Below are 14,904 nucleotides of genomic sequence, written 5' to 3'. Positions count from 1 at the left end.
TCAGCTTCGACCGTCACCGTGGCATACCTTTACAAAACACGCCTAAAGTGTCACGCTCTCGTGGTGTCACTGTCAACCGCGGGGACGCCGCGATGAAGAAGTTCCACGGCCACACCCTGTTGTACCTGCACGAGACCATCGACTTCGGGAGCGGACGCGACAACGGCTCCGGTCCGGGCACGATCGACGCCTTCCTGGAGGTCTTCGGTGACATCTATCAGCCGATGATGGAAGAGCTCGGGGCCAGGTTGTTCGCGATCTGGGAGACCACGCGGTACAACGGGCACTGGCCGCAGGCCACGATCATCTGGGAGATCGACACGTTCGCCGACTACGCCCGGGTCGGCCGGGCGCAGGGCCGTGGTGGGAGCCACGAGGCGCCGGCTCTGCGGTGGGCCTCGGCCCTGGCCGGACTGAATGCTCGCGGTGAGGGCCGAATCATGTACGCGGGCAAGTACAACCGGACGCTGGCGCAACTGACGGAAGCCGACTTCGGAGCCGGGCTGGTGATCCAGGAGATCATGGAAACCAAACCCGGTAAGCAGGACGACTACATCCGCGAACTGGAGCGGCTTTACGTGCCGTGGTCGGAGTCGACCGGCAAGCGCTGGCTCGGCTCGTTCATCACCACCTTCCGGTTCAACGAAGTGATCCACTACTGGGCGCTCGACGGGGGCTGGGACTGCTTCGAGAACCACTACCCGTCGTGGAAGGGCGACCCGCCGGCCGAGATCGTCACCTGGATGAGCGTGGCTCCCGCGCTACGCGACGGTTGGGAAGATTCCGTTCTGTCCGCCCTGCCGCCGTCACCGCTCAAATGATCCGGAACCATCCGATGAAAAACACTGTGATGCAAGACTTCTCGTACGATCCGTTCGACCCCGCCGTGATGGCCGACCCGCGGCCGTATTACCGGGTGCTGCGTGATCGGTATCCGGTCTATTTCGTCGAGGCATGGGATACCTACGCGCTGTCGCGGTTCGAAGACATCTGGCGCGTCCTGGAGGTGAACGACGGCACGTTCGTCGCATCCGAGGGCACCCTCCCCGCTGCGAATGTGCTTGCCGTACACAACGCCGGTGCGGTACCGGACCCGGCCCTGCACCCGATGCCGTTCCACGCCAACTTCGATTCCCCGATCTACGAGGACGTCCGTCGCTGTACCGCGGCACAATTCCGGCCCAAGTCGGTCGGCCGGCTCGCCGACCGGATCCGCGTGCTGGCCAACGAACGACTGGACGTGCTGCTGCCACAGGGCACCTTCGACCTGACGCAAGACTACGGCGGCATCGTCGCGGCTTCGGTCGTGTGTGAACTACTGGGACTACCAACAGAATTGGCGTCCGAGGTGCTCGCCACGGTCAACGCCGGCAGCCTGGCCGAGCCGGGGAGCGGCGTCGAGGTCGGCAACGCCCGGCCGGGCTACCTGGAGTATCTGACGCCGTTGGTCAGCGGTCGACGGTCCGGATCGGGTCAGGGCGATCTGCAGATCGTCGATGCGCTGCTGGGTTACCGGTTGCCCGACGGCTCCGAACTCACCGATACCGAAGCCGCAGTCCAGCTGCTGGGCGTGTTCATCGGCGGCACCGAGACCGTCCCCAAGATCGTCGCGCACGGACTGTGGGAACTACTGAGGCATCCCGACCAGATGACGGCCGTGCGTGGCGATCTCGCGGCCCACGTGCCCGTGGCGCGTGAGGAGATGATCCGGTACTGCGCACCCGCACAATGGTTCGCGCGAACCGTACGGCGCCCGTTCACCATTCACGACACCACCGTCGAACCGGGGCAGCGGATCATCACCTTGCTCGGGTCCGCGAACCGAGACGAACGCGAATACCCGGACCCCGAGACATTCATCTGGAACCGGCCGATCGAGCGTCTGCTGGCATTCGGCCGGGGACAGCACTTCTGCCTCGGTGTCCATCTGGCCCGCCTGGAGATCACCATCCTGGTGACCGAGTGGCTGAAACGGGTGGGGGAGTACGACATCGACACCAACGGTGCGTCGCGGCCGCCGTCGAGCTTCCAGTGGGGCTGGAACCGCGTCCCGGTGGAGGTGTAAGCATGTGGTGCTACCGACTGGTCGCGCCGTACACCTTCGAGCGCATCGACATTCCCCGGCCGACCGCCGAAGTGTTGACCGACGGTCAGGTGTTGTTGAAGTTCGGCGCCGCGGGCATCTGCGGCAGCGACATTCCCGGATTCCGCGGCACCAAGGGCAAACTGCCGGGCGACACCGGTCCCTGCGCCGCCGAGATGAACGGCTTCCCGGTACACGAGATCGCGGGCGAGGTGTTGGCCAGCAGACACCCGGGCCACCGGATCGGGGACCTCGTGGTCGGCTGGGCATCCGGGTTCGACGGGCTGATGGACACGGTAGTGGCCGACGGAAACGGTTTGGCCGCATACGATCCGGCGCTGACACCCGAACTCGCCGTCGGGCTGCAGCCGCTGGCCTGCGTGCTGTACACCGTGGAGCAGTTGCCGGACCTCACGGGCAAGCGGGTCGCCGTGATCGGCCTCGGGTCGATCGGCCTCTTGTTCGCGTATCTGGCGAAGGCAGCCGGGGCCGGGCATGTCACTGGTGTCGACCCGGTGGACCGTTCGGCCGTCGCGCCGGCGTTCGGGGTCGACACCGTGGTGCGGGCGACCAGTGACCGGTGGATCAGTCATCTCGATCCCGGCGACAAGGCGGATGTGGTGATCGAGGCGGTGGGGCATCAGGTCGCGACGCTCAACCACGCACTCGACGCGGCGGCCTTCGGCGGCACCGTCTTCTACTTCGGCGTGCCCGATGACGACAGCTACCCGATCAGTATGCGGACCCTGCTGCGCAACAACCTGACACTGAAATCCGGTGTGACACTGGATCGTCGGCGGGTGTTGACGGCAGCCGGCCAGTTTGCGCGCGCGCATCCGGAGCTGCTGCCGCGATATCTGACCCACACCTTCACCGCGGATCAGGTGCAGGAGGCGTTCGAACTGGCTGCCCGGCCCAGCCCGGGTCGCGTGAAGATCGCGATCACCGCATGACATCACGACTGCAGGACCTGCTGGCCGCCAAAGACCGGATCTGGGGCGGCTGGGTGACCGGCCCGACCATCCTGGGCCCGGAGGAATTCGCCGCGGCGGGATACGACTACGTCGGGTTCGACCTGCAACACGGCTATCTGGACGATGCCGCTGTCGCCCTCATCCTGCGCCGCCTCGAACACGTGCCGATCGCGACGGCGGTGCGGTTGCCATCGGCGGATCCGGCCCCGATCGGCCGGGTGCTGGACGCCGGAGCGGATGCCGTCATCATCGCGATGGTGGAATCCGCCGAGCAGGCGGCCGCAGCGGTCGCCGCGGCCCGCTTTGCGCCGGAGGGGATTCGCAGCTTCGGACCGCTACGGGCCTCGCTGGGCCATGACATCGGCGCCCTGCAGGATCGGGTCGGCGTTTTCCCGATGGTCGAAACGGTGGCGGGCGCCGCGGCGCTGCCGGAGATCCTTGCCGTGCCCGGAATCGCGGGGGTGTATGTCGGACCTGCCGATCTTGCGGTGTCGATGGGCCGAACCGTCGCGGATTCGTGGCGGGATCCCGCGGTGCTGGAACAGATGAGCGGCATCTGCGCGGTCACCACCGCCGCCGGTCTGGTGGCCGCTGCGCACGCGGGTGCGGGCCTGGTGGGTCATACCGCCGCCGGCCTCGGGTTCCGAATGTTGACCCTGGCGTCCGAATCCCAGGCATTGCGGCGGGGTGCGGCCGAAAACCTCAGGGAGGCAACGGGTGCGGCGCCGGACACCGGCAGCCGGCAGACGGGAGGCTACCGATGACCACCACAGCACAGCCGGTGGCACTGGTCACCGGCGCTGCCCGTGGCCAAGGTGCCGCCATCGTCGCTCGATTGCGCCGGGACGGATTCCAGATCGCGGCGTGTGACGTGTTGGTCGATGAACTTGCCGTGGTGGCCGGCGACGACGCCGGTGTCCTGCCGATCGGGCTCGACGTCACGTCGGCAGATCAATGGCACGCCGCCGTGGACCAGATCGTCGACCGTTTCGGTGGGCTCAACGCTCTGGTCAACAACGCCGGTGTGCTGCACCGTGCGTCGCTGAGCAAGGAGGGCGCAGCGGGCTTCGAAGACAGCTGGCGGGTCAACTGCCTCGGCCCGTTCCTGGGCATCCAAGCGTGCCTGGAGCCGCTGCGGGCGGCCGACGGTGCGGCCGTCGTGAACACCTGCAGCACCGGCGCGGTGCGGCCGTTCCCGGGCCATGCCGCATACGGATCGTCCAAGTGGGCGCTGCGTGGGTTGACCCAGGTTGCGGCGGCCGAGCTGGCCCCGTCGGGTATTCGGGTCAATGCCGTGTTCCCGGGACCGGTGCAGACCCCGATGCTCGACGATGTCACGCAGGCCCGGTTGGCCGAACGGTCCCCGCTCGGCCGTCTGGGGCGGCCGGGTGAGATCGCCGATGCGGTCGCATTTCTCGTCTCCGACCAGGCCTCGTTCATCACCGGTGCCGAGCTGGTGGTGGATGGTGGCCAATGCCTGCAGATCGGATGACGGCGGTGACTCGTGACCTGTCGGTCGGCATCATCGGCGCCGGCCCCGGCGGACTGGCGCTCGGAATCTTCCTGAAGAAAGCCGGCTTTCGTGACTTCACCATTTTCGACCGGGAGGACGGTGTCGGCGGCACCTGGCGCATCAACACCTACCCGGGGCTGGCCTGTGATGTGAAGTCGCATCTCTACTCGTACTCATTCGACCTCAACCCGGACTGGTCCCGGATGTGGTCCGGCCAGGCAGAGATTCTGGCGTACTTCGAAAACTGTGCTGAACGTTACGAATTGGGACCGCATTTACGACTGGGCACCGAGATCGCGGCAGCGCGGTGGGATGCCGAGACCGGCGACTGGGAACTGACCACCGCGACGGGGGAACGGCATCGCTTCGATGTCGTGGTGTCTGCCATCGGCTTGTTCACCCGGCCGGTGCTGCCTGAATTGTCCGAGGAAGAACCGTTCCTCGGCACGGTCATGCATACCGCGCGGTGGGATCCCTCGGTACCCATCGACGGCCGCCGGGTCGCCGTCCTCGGAACGGGATCGACTGCCGCGCAGCTGCTTCCGGAGCTGGCCAAGACCGCCGAACACGTCTATTCGATCCAGCGTTCGCCGACGTGGATTCTGCCGAAACCGGACCGGCCCTACACCGACCGCGAACGCTGGCTGTTCCGGCGCGTGCCGTTGGCGAAGAAGATCTACCGCACCCGCCTGTGGCTGCGCAGCGAGTCGAACATCGCGGTGATCGAGAACGGCAGCGACAAGACCCAGCAGTTCAAGGCGGTTGCGGTCAACATGTTGGAGTCCACGGTCGCGGACCGAGAACTGCGGCGCCGGCTGACCCCGGATACCCCGCTGGGCTGCAAGAGGCTGGTGTTCTCGTCGGATTTCCTTCCCGCGCTGACCCGTTCGAACGTCGACGTGGTGTCCAGCCCGGCCCGGGCACTGCGGTCGCGGTCACTGGTCACCGCCGAAGGAGACGAATTCGAGGTCGACGTCGTCGTGTGCGCCACGGGGTATGCAGCGGCCGACTATTTGGGGCAGATCGAGGTGACCGGAGAAGGTGGCCGGCCGCTGAGCGAGCGATGGCGCGACGGTGCGCACGCCTATCTCGGCATGGCCGTGCCCGGCTTCCCGAACTTCTTCATGCTGTACGGGCCCAATACCAACGTCGGGTCGAACAGCGTCATCTTCATGCTGGAAGCGCAGGCGCACTACGTGGTGCGTGCGCTGAAATATCTGCGGCGCAAGCGGAAGCGGTACATCGCGGTGCGGGAGCCGGTGATGCAGGACTTCCTGGCCAAGGTCGACCGGTGGATGGTCGGCACGGTGTGGACGACACGGTGCAACAACTACTTCCGGGTGGCAGGTGGACGTGTGGTGACGCAATGGCCGCGCAGCGCCCGGACGTTCTGGGCGATGACTCGTCGATTCCGCCCGGCCGACTACGATTTCGGGGACCGGTAGGTGTCCATCGAACGCCGGTTGGATCCCGCGCTGCGGCACCTGGTTGGCGCGCGGATCGACCTGGCAGCGGAAACCCTTGTCCAGCTACGTGAATCTCTTGATAGCCGGCGGCGTCTCGCTGCCGCCGCGGTCGATGTCACGGGCGTCGACGTCGCCGATGCCCAGGTTGCGGCAGCCGGGCGGGTGATTCCGGTTCGGATATACCGGGCCGGCGGCCGGGCTGTCCCCGCGGTGCTCTTCTGCCATTCCGGTGGCTTTGTGCTGGGCAACCTGGACACCGATCACCGCTGGTGTCTGGAACTGGCCAGGGCCGTCGGCTGCGCGGTGGTTTCGGTGGACTACCGCCTGGCTCCCGAACACCCCTATCCGGCCGCGTTCGATGACGTCGCGGCGGTGCTCGAGTGGATTGCGGACCATGCCGCGGCGCTGGACGTGGATGCACAGCGGATTGCGGTGGCGGGCAACAGCGCCGGCGGTGGGTTGGCCGCGTTGGTGGCCCAGGCGTCGGCTGTGGGGGCGTTGCCGCCGGTGGTCTTCCAGCTGCTGCATCAGCCGGTGCTCGATGACCGGCCGACACCGTCGAAGGCCGATTTCTCGACTACGCCCGGATTCGACGGTCCGGCGGTCGAACTGATGTGGCAGCACTACCTGGCCGGTGCGCCGGTGCCGGCGGGGGCAGTACCCGGGCGGACGGCCGAATTGGCCGGTGTGCCAACGGCTCTGATCACCTGCGCGGAACTGGACCCACTGCGCGATGAAGCCGTCGACTACGCGCTGCGGCTCATGTGGGCCGGTGTCACCACGGAACTGCATGTGTATCCGGGCACGTGCCACGGGTTTGAGTCATTCCTGCCGGACTGGCAGACCAGCCGGGACCTGTTGGCGCTGCACGCCGGTGCATTGCGGCGCGCCCTGTGCCGCTAGGGCGGGTGCCGTGCTATCGGCCCGGCCGCTGAGTAGCGCCGAGTTCCCGTGCGATGGCGTCGTGATAGCGATCGATGTTGGCCGGGTTGACAATTCGAAAGAAGTTGTCCGGCATGGGGGAATCTCTCGGGGCTTCGACGGTCATGGTGCGGGTGAACAGCGTCAGGCCCTCCGTCGGCTGGCTGAACCGGTACTCGACCGTGATGCGCCCGGCCATGCCGCCTTCGCCGGAGCGGTCGTGCCCGAGCCGGCCGACGGAGGTGAACATCCACAGCGTCGGTCGATAGGCCATGGCGAGGTGCCAGGTGAAGATGCGGTCGCCGTCCGGTCCGCCTTCTTCCCAGGTGTCACCGACCTTCAGGGGCAGGTCGTGCAGGTTGCCGACGTACTTGCTGCCGGGATAGGTCTTGGTCCAGTTGGCCGGGTCGGTCACGAAGTCATAGATGGTTTCTGCCCGGTGCTGAAACGTGTTCTGTGAGCTGGTGGTAACGACACCCATGCATTACAGATTAACTCACAAATGTAATGGCCGACGGGAAATTTCAGATCTCTGAAGGCGAATGCCGGTGGCGCTGCCGGCGGCGGGCGCGTGGCCCGCGCAGTGTCTGATACTCGCTCAAACCGGCTGCATGTCAACAAGATTCCGGTACTTCGGCCATCGTTTGTGTGGCGGTGGGGGATGGTTGTGGGGTCGGGCTCGAATGTGGGATGGGGCGTGGTCGAGGGGCGGGCGCTGTTTCAGTGCAGGCAAAATTCGATCTTTACAGATTTGCGCAAAAGTGTCACGCTGTGTTGAGGGATGCGTCACACCATCGGGATGTCACCCGAGGTCTCACGCCCGCACCACGGCCCAGCAACCGCATTCGGAGGAAGTGACACGATGACCGCACATACCGCTGACATCGACGGCCCGATCGTGATCGCCGATCGAGACCGGATCGGGGTGAGGCGTTCTGCGGCAAGTCTTTTGGAGTACGACCTGACGGTCATCGCGAGCGATGCCGAAGATGTCGTGCGGGCGGCCGGCGGCTGGTTGTGCGACCGGGTGCTGGCTGGGTGGAAGGTCGGCATGTTCACCGCCGCCACCGCGGCGCCCGCGGCCGCTGGGGTTCTGGGTGTGCGCCTGCTGCCGGCGGATACCGATCTGATCGCATTGGTGCGGTCGACGTCGGCGGCGCTGGCGATCTCGGCCGAGTTCCTCGATGCAAACGAGGCGTTGCGCGCCGAGGTGCTACGGGCGGTCGATCGCAGCGGTTTGGAGTTGACCGTGTGGGGGACCATGCCGGCCGGCGCGCTGGCCGGCCGATTGGCGATCAACCGGCACCGGCTGAGCGGGGCCGCCCGGGCGTTCAAGTCGCATGCCCTTGCCGCGTCCGGGTCGTCGTGTACGTCGGCCGGCCTGGCGGAGGAGTTCCGGAGCTGTGGCTCGTGGTATCCGCCCGAGGGTCCGGACCTGACGCCCGTGAGCTGACGAACTGCGGCAATGGAAGGCAAATGAAAAGGCCACGAACTCGCAAGAGTTCGTGGCCTTTTCGTAAAGACTGAGGTCAGCGGATCCAGCCGCGGCGCCGCAGCCACCAGCCACGCACGACGATGACCAGGAGCAGGATGGCGAAGCCGATCAGCCAGGCGTCCTCGACGTGGCCGACGTGGTTGCCGCGCAGCATCACCAGCAAGAAGATGGCAGACAGGATGCCACCGGCCTGAATCACGCCGCGGTTCATCTTGGACCAGCCCCACTCGGCAGAGGGGACGTCCTCGACGTCGACGCCGGTGCTTCGTTCGACCTCGGTGGTGGCCACGGCTACTCCTTAACGATCCGATGGATTGCCGACATTCTTACATACGACGCTCGGTCGTATTCGTGCGGAGGAGTGCGGCGGGTCAGGTGTAGTCGGTGCGTTCGCCGCGATGCGTGGCGTCAAGATGACACTTGCGATGACACCACTGTGGTGTCATATTGGTGTCATGGATCTGCAACCGTATGTCGACGGGGTTCGGCTGGAGCTGGAAATCGCCGCGGCGGCCGGTGGTGAGGAAGCAGCTGAGCTCGCCGAACGGCTCACCGCGCCACTGGACTCCGCCTTGCGGCTGGCGCTGCTCGAGGCGCTGTCCGAAGCGGCCGAGCACATCACCCGCGAACTGGCGCCCGCGTCGGTCGACGTGCGCCTGCGCGGCCGAGACCCGGAGTTCGCCGTGACCGGGCCGACGGCCGATGCCGATCCGCGCGGTGCGAACCCTGCCGATACGGACCTTCCCGACGGGGACGCAGTGCCGGCCGGCGACGACGGCGGAACCTGGCGCGTCACCCTCCGGTTGCCCGAGGGCCTGCGCGGCGGCGTGGATGCTGCCGCCCGACGCGACGGGCTGTCGGTGAACGCCTGGCTGGTCCGCGCGGTCGGCGCCGCCCTCGGCGGGTCGACGCCACGCGATCGAAAGCGCGGCAACAACGTCACCGGCTGGGTCCGCTGACGACGCCGAACAGAAGAAAACCCATCCACCGATCGGAGACCCCAATGCGAACTTTTCCCACGCCCGGCCCCATCACCGCCACGATCGAACTGGGCGCCGGCGCGGTGCGCGTCACCGCCGCCGACCGCGCTGACACCGAGGTGCGTGTCACGCCGCGTGACCCGCTGCGGGCGGCCGACGTCCGGGCGGCCGAACAGGCGCACATCGATTTCGCCAACGGCGCGCTGACGGTGACCGTCGGCAAGAAGCTGCTGTCGCTGTCGCGCGGTGCGGTCAACGTCGACATCGCGTTGCCGTCGCTGTCGAGGCTCGCGGTCGCGGTGTCATCAGCGGACCTGCGGGTCGACGGAACAGTCGGCGACTGCCGGTTCGACGCCGCCAGTGGCAACGCCGCCCTCGACGCTGTCGAGGGAAACATCAAGGCCGCCACCGCTTCCGGTGACCTGGCAGTCCGCCGCGTGCTGGGCAATGCCAACGTGTCCACGGCTTCGGGGGAGCTGTCGATCGACGGCCTCGACGGCGGCCTGAAGTTTCAGGCAGCCAGTGGCTCGGCGACCGTCGGCACCTTGCGCGGGAGCGTGCACGGCCGGACCGCGTCCGGATCGCTGACCGTGGCCGGCGCCGAGTCGGGATCGATTTCTGCCGCGACCGCCAGCGGCGACGTCGAGGTCGGCGTGGCCCAGGGGACCGCCGCGAACCTCGATCTGGACAGCCGGTCCGGGACCGTGCGCAGCGACCTGACTCCCGCGGCAGGACCCGAGAACGACGACCGGCGGTTGGCCGTGCATGCCCGGACCGCCTCGGGCGACATCACCATCCGGCGCGCCACGACCGTGCCGGCCTGACGCGGTGCCTCGTCCCCGCGACCCGTCGTTGCTGATCTGATGTGCCACCACCGGCGCCGAAGCCCGGCCGGGGCGGCACAATAGAGACGTGAGTGAGCGGCTACGAGTCCTGGTGCTCGGCAGTACCGGGTCGATCGGTACCCAGGCCCTGGAGGTGATCGCCGCCAACCCCGACCGGTTCGAGATCGTCGGCCTGGCGGCCGGCGGCGGCAATGCCGAACTGCTGGCCCGGCAGCGTGCCGAGACGGGCGTCACCAACATCGCGGTGGCTGACGCTGCCGCGGCCGAGCGCATCGGGGACGTCACGTACGCGGGCGCCGACGCCGCCACTCGGCTGGTCGAGGACACCGACGCCGACGTCGTCCTCAACTCCCTGGTCGGCGCGCTCGGGCTGAAGCCGACGCTGGCGGCGCTGCACTCGGGTGCCCGCCTTGCCCTCGCGAACAAGGAATCGCTGGTCGCCGGCGGACCGCTGGTGCTCAAGGCGGCGAAGCCCGGCCAGATCGTGCCCGTCGACTCGGAGCATTCGGCGCTGGCCCAGTGCCTGCGCGGCGGCACGAGTGACGAAGTGGCCCGGCTGGTGCTCACCGCGTCGGGCGGACCGTTCCGCGGTTGGGCCGCCAAGGACCTCGAGGACGTCACCCCCGAGCAGGCCGGTGCCCACCCCACCTGGTCCATGGGGCCGATGAACACCCTGAACTCGGCGTCACTGGTCAACAAGGGGCTCGAGCTCATCGAAACCCACCTGCTGTTCGGCATCGACTACGACCGCATCGACGTCGTGGTGCACCCGCAGTCCATCGTGCATTCGATGGTCACCTTCACCGACGGCTCGACGCTCGCGCAGGCCAGCCCGCCCGACATGAAGCTGCCCATCGCGCTGGCACTGGGCTGGCCGGCGCGCGTCCCGGGCGCCGCCCTGGCGTGCGACTGGACCACGGCCTCGACCTGGGAGTTCGAGCCACTGAACGACGATGTCTTCCCGGCGGTCCGGCTGGCCCGCGAGGCCGGTACCCGCGGCGGTTGTCTGACCGCGGTCTACAACGCCGCCAACGAAGAGGCCGCGGCAGCGTTCCTCGACGGCCGGATCAGGTTCCCGGCGATCGTGCGGACTGTTGCTGACGTCCTGGGCGCCGCGGATCAATGGGCCGCCGAACCCAGTACCGTGGAGGACGTACTCGATGCGCAGGATTGGGCCCGGGACCGGGCGCGGCGCATCGTCGCACAGGAGGTTGTGCCCGCCCGATGATGTATGCGATCGGCATCGTGCTCTTTGCGCTGGGCCTGCTGGTATCGGTGGCCCTGCACGAGTGCGGCCACATGTGGGTGGCGCGGGCCACCGGGATGAAGGTGCGGCGGTACTTCGTCGGCTTCGGCCCGACGCTGTGGTCCACGCACCGGCCGAACCGGCTCGGCTCGACCGAGTACGGCATCAAGGCCGTCCCGCTGGGCGGCTTCTGCGACATCGCGGGCATGACGTCGGTCGACGAGATCGCGCCGCAGGACGAGCCCTACGCGATGTACAAGCAGAAGGTGTGGAAGCGCGTCGCGGTGCTGTTCGCCGGACCCGCGATGAACATCGTCATCGGCCTGGTGCTGATCTACGGCATCGCGGTGTCGTGGGGCCTGCCGGACCTCCACGCGCCGACCAGCGCGGTGATCGGTGAGACCGCTTGTGTCGCACCGCAGGTCGCCAAGACGGGGGACAACCCGTTCGGGCCGTGCCCGCACCCGGGCGCCGGACCTGCTGCGGCGGCGGGCCTGAAAGCCGGGGACGTCGTGGTCAAGGTCGGCGACAAGCCGGTCAGCACGTTCGAGGAGATGGCGAAGGCCATCCGCGGCCTCAGCGGCGCCGTCCCCGTCGTGTACGAACGCGGCGGACGGACGTTCACCACCACCGTCAACGTCGAGCAGACGCAGCGATTCACGAACAAGGACTCCGACACCGCTGCGACGGTCGGCGCCATCGGCGTGACCGCGCCGCCGCAGCCCGGACCGACGCAGTACAACGTGCTGACCGCGATACCCGCGACGTTCACCTTCACCGGTGACCTGTCCGTCGAACTGGGTAAGTCGCTGGCGAAGATTCCGACCAAGATCGGCGCGCTCGTCCATTCGATCGCCGGCGGCGAGCGGGACAAGGAGACTCCCATCAGCGTCGTCGGCGCCAGCCGGATCGGCGGGGAGACCGTCGAACACGGCATCTGGGTGATGTTCTGGTTCTTCCTGGCGCAGTTGAACTTCGTCCTCGCGGCGGTCAACCTGCTGCCGCTGCTGCCGTTCGACGGTGGGCACATCGCGGTGGCGACTTTCGAGAAGATCCGCAACATGATTCGCGCGGCCCGCGGCAAAGTCGCCGCGGCGCCGGTGAACTACCTCAAGCTGATGCCGGCCACCTATGTGGTGCTGGTGGTGGTCGGCGGCTACATGCTGCTGACCGTGACGGCAGACTTCGTGAACCCCATTCGACTTTTCCAGTAGGAGACCGTGATGACCTCCATCGGTTTGGGTATGCCGGGCGTCGGCAGCGAGCCCCCGGCACCGCCGACCCTCGCACCGCGTCGTAAGACGCGTCAGTTGATGGTGCGCGACGTCGGCGTCGGCAGCGACTATCCGATCGCGGTGCAGTCGATGTGCACCACGAAGACCCACGACGTGAACTCCACGCTGCAGCAGATCGCTGAGCTGACGGCGTCGGGCTGCGACATCGTCCGGGTGGCCTGTCCGCGGCAGGAGGACGCCGACGCGCTGGCCGAGATCGCCCGCCACAGCCAGATCCCGGTGATCGCCGACATCCACTTCCAGCCCAAGTACATCTTCGCGGCCATCGACGCCGGCTGCGCCGCGGTGCGCGTGAACCCGGGCAACATCAAGGAGTTCGACGGCCGGGTCAAGGAGGTCGCCAAGGCCGCCGGTGCCGCGGGCATCCCGATCCGCATCGGCGTCAACGCCGGTTCGCTGGACCCGCGGTTGCTCGCGAAGTACGGCAAGGCCACGCCGGAGGCGCTCGTCGAGTCGGCGCTCTGGGAGGCATCGCTGTTCGAGGAGCACGGCTTCGGCGATATCAAGATCAGCGTCAAGCACAACGACCCGGTGATCATGGTCGAGGCCTACCGGCAGCTGGCCGCCAAGTGCGACTATCCGCTGCACCTCGGCGTGACCGAGGCCGGTCCGGCGTTCCAGGGCACCATCAAGAGCGCCGTCGCGTTCGGGGCGCTGCTGAGCGAGGGCATCGGCGACACCATCCGGGTCTCGCTGTCCGCGCCGCCGGTGGAAGAAGTCAAGGTCGGCAACCAGATTCTCGAGTCGCTGAACCTGCGGCCCCGCGGCCTGGAGATCGTGTCGTGCCCGTCCTGTGGACGTGCCCAGGTGGACGTCTACAAGCTGGCGAACGCGGTGTCGGCGGGCCTCGACGGGCTGGACGTGCCGCTGCGCGTCGCGGTCATGGGCTGCGTCGTCAACGGCCCGGGTGAGGCCCGCGAGGCGGACCTCGGCGTGGCGTCGGGCAACGGCAAGGGCCAGATTTTCGTGCGCGGTGAGGTGATCAAGACCGTGCCCGAGTCGCAGATCGTCGAGACCCTGATCGAAGAGGCGATGCGAATCGCCGCCGAGTCGGGAACCGATGCGAGCGGTTCGCCCGTCGTAACCGTAAGCTGAGCACAGTCCTGTGACTGCGGTCACGGACGGCCCCGAATAGCAACCAGGTCACACTCACAAAGGTCGGTGAATGTCGGCACCTCCTCTGTTCCGGATCGCAGATGCGCGCCGGATATCAGTGGTGCGCGAAATTGCCCAGGTGCAGCAGGTCTTCGACGAGGATCCGGTCGGCACCTGCATGGTGGCCGCCCGGGTCGGTGACCACGGCCTCGATCCGGTGGCCATCGGCGGCGAGCTGTGGACGCGTAGCCAGCCCATGGAGTCCCTGTGCTTTGCCGGGGTGAACCTGATCCCGATGCGGGGCACCGCGGCCGACATGATGGTGTTCGCCGACAAGGTCATGAGTGCGCCGCGGCGGTGTTCGTCGCTGGTGGGTCGCGCCGAGTTGGTGCTGCCGATGTGGCAGCAGCTGGCCCAGGTGTGGGGCCCGGCCCGCGAGGTCCGGGACTGCCAGCCGCTGCTGACGCTGTCCGACGCTCCGCAATGCCCCGTCGACCCCGCGGTGCGTCCGGTCCGGATGGACGAGCTGGACGCGTATGTCGTTGCGGCAGTGGACATGTTCATCGGCGAAGTCGGGGTCGACCCACGCATGGGCGACGGCGGCCGCGGCTACCGCCGCCGGCTGGCAGGGCTGATCGCGGCGGGCCGGGCCTGGGCGCGGTTCGAGGATGGCCAGGTCGTGTTCAAGGCCGAGATCGGCGCTCAGACGTCACGAGTCGGTCAGATCCAGGGTGTGTGGGTGCACCCCGACTGGCGTGGCCGTGGCCTCGGCGCCGCGGGTACCGCGGCGTTGGCGTCGGCGGTGCTGCGCAGCGGCCGGACCCCCAGCCTCTACGTCAACGATTTCAACGCCCCGGCTCGGGCGATCTACCGGCGCATCGGGTTCAGTCAGCTGGGCACGTACGCCACGGTGTTGCTGGACTGACGTTTTCGCGCCCGACATGCGCGTTGTGCACGCGACACGCCGGGCGGGCGGTATGGAACGTCGATC

The 14,904-nt window shown here is 67.7% G+C and carries 16 protein-coding genes; 14 read left to right on the top strand and 2 right to left on the bottom strand.

Going from position 1 to position 14,904, the window contains the following annotated elements; translation table 11 throughout:
* The first annotated feature begins 92 nt into the window (after positions 1-92).
* The 7 genes from H289_RS0116920 to H289_RS0116890 are packed head-to-tail and all read left to right on the top strand — an operon-like array spanning position 93 to position 6,939.
* Complete coding sequence (locus H289_RS0116920) at positions 93-821, top strand: hypothetical protein (protein WP_020101998.1); 729 nt, start codon at positions 93-95, stop codon at positions 819-821.
* A 14-nt stretch (positions 822-835) separates the two neighbouring features.
* Complete coding sequence (locus tag H289_RS0116915) at positions 836-2,065, top strand: cytochrome P450 (protein WP_036420753.1); 1,230 nt, start codon at positions 836-838, stop codon at positions 2,063-2,065.
* A 2-nt stretch (positions 2,066-2,067) separates the two neighbouring features.
* Positions 2,068-3,036 (top strand): zinc-binding dehydrogenase, encoded by a 969-nt coding sequence (locus H289_RS0116910; protein ID WP_020101996.1) that lies wholly within the window; start codon positions 2,068-2,070, stop codon positions 3,034-3,036.
* Positions 3,033-3,821, top strand: a complete 789-nt coding sequence (locus H289_RS0116905) for an HpcH/HpaI aldolase family protein (RefSeq protein ID WP_020101995.1) — start codon at positions 3,033-3,035, stop codon at positions 3,819-3,821. The genes H289_RS0116910 and H289_RS0116905 overlap by 4 nt, the downstream gene beginning before the upstream one ends.
* On the top strand, positions 3,818-4,549 hold the full coding sequence (locus tag H289_RS0116900; RefSeq protein ID WP_020101994.1) for an SDR family NAD(P)-dependent oxidoreductase: 732 nt from the start codon (positions 3,818-3,820) through the stop codon (positions 4,547-4,549). Before H289_RS0116905 ends, H289_RS0116900 begins: the two co-directional genes overlap by 4 nt.
* Positions 4,531-6,015, top strand: coding sequence for a flavin-containing monooxygenase (locus H289_RS30695; protein WP_051128511.1), 1,485 nt, complete (start codon positions 4,531-4,533; stop codon positions 6,013-6,015). The genes H289_RS0116900 and H289_RS30695 overlap by 19 nt, the downstream gene beginning before the upstream one ends.
* Positions 6,016-6,939, top strand: coding sequence for an alpha/beta hydrolase (locus tag H289_RS0116890; protein ID WP_029105353.1), 924 nt, complete (start codon positions 6,016-6,018; stop codon positions 6,937-6,939).
* 13 nt (positions 6,940-6,952) lie between these two features.
* Here H289_RS0116890 and H289_RS0116885 read toward each other — a convergent pair whose 3' ends face one another.
* Positions 6,953-7,438, bottom strand: a complete 486-nt coding sequence (locus H289_RS0116885; protein ID WP_020101990.1) for an SRPBCC family protein — start codon at positions 7,436-7,438, stop codon at positions 6,953-6,955.
* A gap of 381 nt (positions 7,439-7,819) precedes the next feature.
* Here H289_RS0116885 and H289_RS0116880 point away from each other — a divergent pair, with 381 nt between their 5' ends.
* Positions 7,820-8,410: a hypothetical protein gene (locus tag H289_RS0116880; RefSeq protein WP_020101989.1), complete on the top strand. Its 591-nt coding sequence runs from the start codon at positions 7,820-7,822 to the stop codon at positions 8,408-8,410.
* Between the two features lie 76 nt (positions 8,411-8,486).
* Here the strand turns inward: H289_RS0116880 and H289_RS0116875 are convergent, their stop codons facing one another.
* Positions 8,487-8,741: a DUF2631 domain-containing protein gene (locus tag H289_RS0116875; protein ID WP_020101988.1), complete on the bottom strand. Its 255-nt coding sequence runs from the start codon at positions 8,739-8,741 to the stop codon at positions 8,487-8,489.
* Positions 8,742-8,907: 166 nt separating this feature from the next.
* Between H289_RS0116875 and H289_RS0116870 the strand changes: the two genes are divergently transcribed.
* From H289_RS0116870 to H289_RS0116845, 6 genes are all read left to right on the top strand, one after another.
* Positions 8,908-9,411, top strand: a complete 504-nt coding sequence (locus H289_RS0116870) for a hypothetical protein (protein ID WP_020101987.1) — start codon at positions 8,908-8,910, stop codon at positions 9,409-9,411.
* A 44-nt stretch (positions 9,412-9,455) separates the two neighbouring features.
* A complete protein-coding gene (locus H289_RS0116865) occupies positions 9,456-10,256 on the top strand; it encodes a DUF4097 family beta strand repeat-containing protein (RefSeq protein ID WP_020101986.1) in 801 nt (266 codons plus the stop codon).
* An 88-nt stretch (positions 10,257-10,344) separates the two neighbouring features.
* Entirely contained in the window at positions 10,345-11,505 is a 1,161-nt protein-coding gene (dxr, locus tag H289_RS0116860) for a 1-deoxy-D-xylulose-5-phosphate reductoisomerase (RefSeq protein WP_020101985.1), read from the top strand.
* The gene (locus H289_RS0116855; RefSeq protein ID WP_020101984.1) at positions 11,502-12,737 is read left to right on the top strand and encodes a M50 family metallopeptidase; all 1,236 of its coding nucleotides are present in this window, start codon (positions 11,502-11,504) and stop codon (positions 12,735-12,737) included. Before dxr ends, H289_RS0116855 begins: the two co-directional genes overlap by 4 nt.
* Positions 12,738-12,746: 9 nt before the next feature.
* Positions 12,747-13,913, top strand: coding sequence for a flavodoxin-dependent (E)-4-hydroxy-3-methylbut-2-enyl-diphosphate synthase (gene ispG, locus H289_RS0116850; protein ID WP_020101983.1), 1,167 nt, complete (start codon positions 12,747-12,749; stop codon positions 13,911-13,913).
* Positions 13,914-13,983: 70 nt separating this feature from the next.
* Positions 13,984-14,838: a GNAT family N-acetyltransferase gene (locus tag H289_RS0116845; RefSeq protein ID WP_029105352.1), complete on the top strand. Its 855-nt coding sequence runs from the start codon at positions 13,984-13,986 to the stop codon at positions 14,836-14,838.
* Positions 14,839-14,904: the final 66 nt, after the last annotated feature.

The sequence above is a fragment of the Mycobacterium sp. 360MFTsu5.1 genome, assembly GCF_000383495.1.
GTDB lineage: Bacteria > Actinomycetota > Actinomycetes > Mycobacteriales > Mycobacteriaceae > Mycobacterium > Mycobacterium mucogenicum_B.
Note: the sequence above shows the minus strand (reverse complement) of the source record. Positions and strands in the feature narration are given on the sequence as shown.

Bases quoted from the DNA above. Each gene is read 5' to 3' on its own strand.
- H289_RS0116855 (WP_020101984.1), top strand. From the start codon at position 11,502: ATGATGTATGCGATCGGCATCGTGCTCTTTGCGCTGGGCCTGCTGGTA.
- H289_RS0116870 (WP_020101987.1), top strand. From the start codon at position 8,908: ATGGATCTGCAACCGTATGTCGACGGGGTTCGGCTGGAGCTGGAAATC.
- H289_RS30695 (WP_051128511.1), top strand. From the start codon at position 4,531: ATGCCTGCAGATCGGATGACGGCGGTGACTCGTGACCTGTCGGTCGGC.
- H289_RS0116910 (WP_020101996.1), top strand. From the start codon at position 2,068: ATGTGGTGCTACCGACTGGTCGCGCCGTACACCTTCGAGCGCATCGAC.
- H289_RS0116880 (WP_020101989.1), top strand. From the start codon at position 7,820: ATGACCGCACATACCGCTGACATCGACGGCCCGATCGTGATCGCCGAT.
- H289_RS0116885 (WP_020101990.1), bottom strand. From the start codon at position 7,438: ATGGGTGTCGTTACCACCAGCTCACAGAACACGTTTCAGCACCGGGCA.
- H289_RS0116845 (WP_029105352.1), top strand. From the start codon at position 13,984: ATGTCGGCACCTCCTCTGTTCCGGATCGCAGATGCGCGCCGGATATCA.
- ispG (WP_020101983.1), top strand. From the start codon at position 12,747: ATGACCTCCATCGGTTTGGGTATGCCGGGCGTCGGCAGCGAGCCCCCG.
- H289_RS0116905 (WP_020101995.1), top strand. From the start codon at position 3,033: ATGACATCACGACTGCAGGACCTGCTGGCCGCCAAAGACCGGATCTGG.
- H289_RS0116920 (WP_020101998.1), top strand. From the start codon at position 93: ATGAAGAAGTTCCACGGCCACACCCTGTTGTACCTGCACGAGACCATC.
- H289_RS0116865 (WP_020101986.1), top strand. From the start codon at position 9,456: ATGCGAACTTTTCCCACGCCCGGCCCCATCACCGCCACGATCGAACTG.
- H289_RS0116915 (WP_036420753.1), top strand. From the start codon at position 836: ATGAAAAACACTGTGATGCAAGACTTCTCGTACGATCCGTTCGACCCC.
- H289_RS0116900 (WP_020101994.1), top strand. From the start codon at position 3,818: ATGACCACCACAGCACAGCCGGTGGCACTGGTCACCGGCGCTGCCCGT.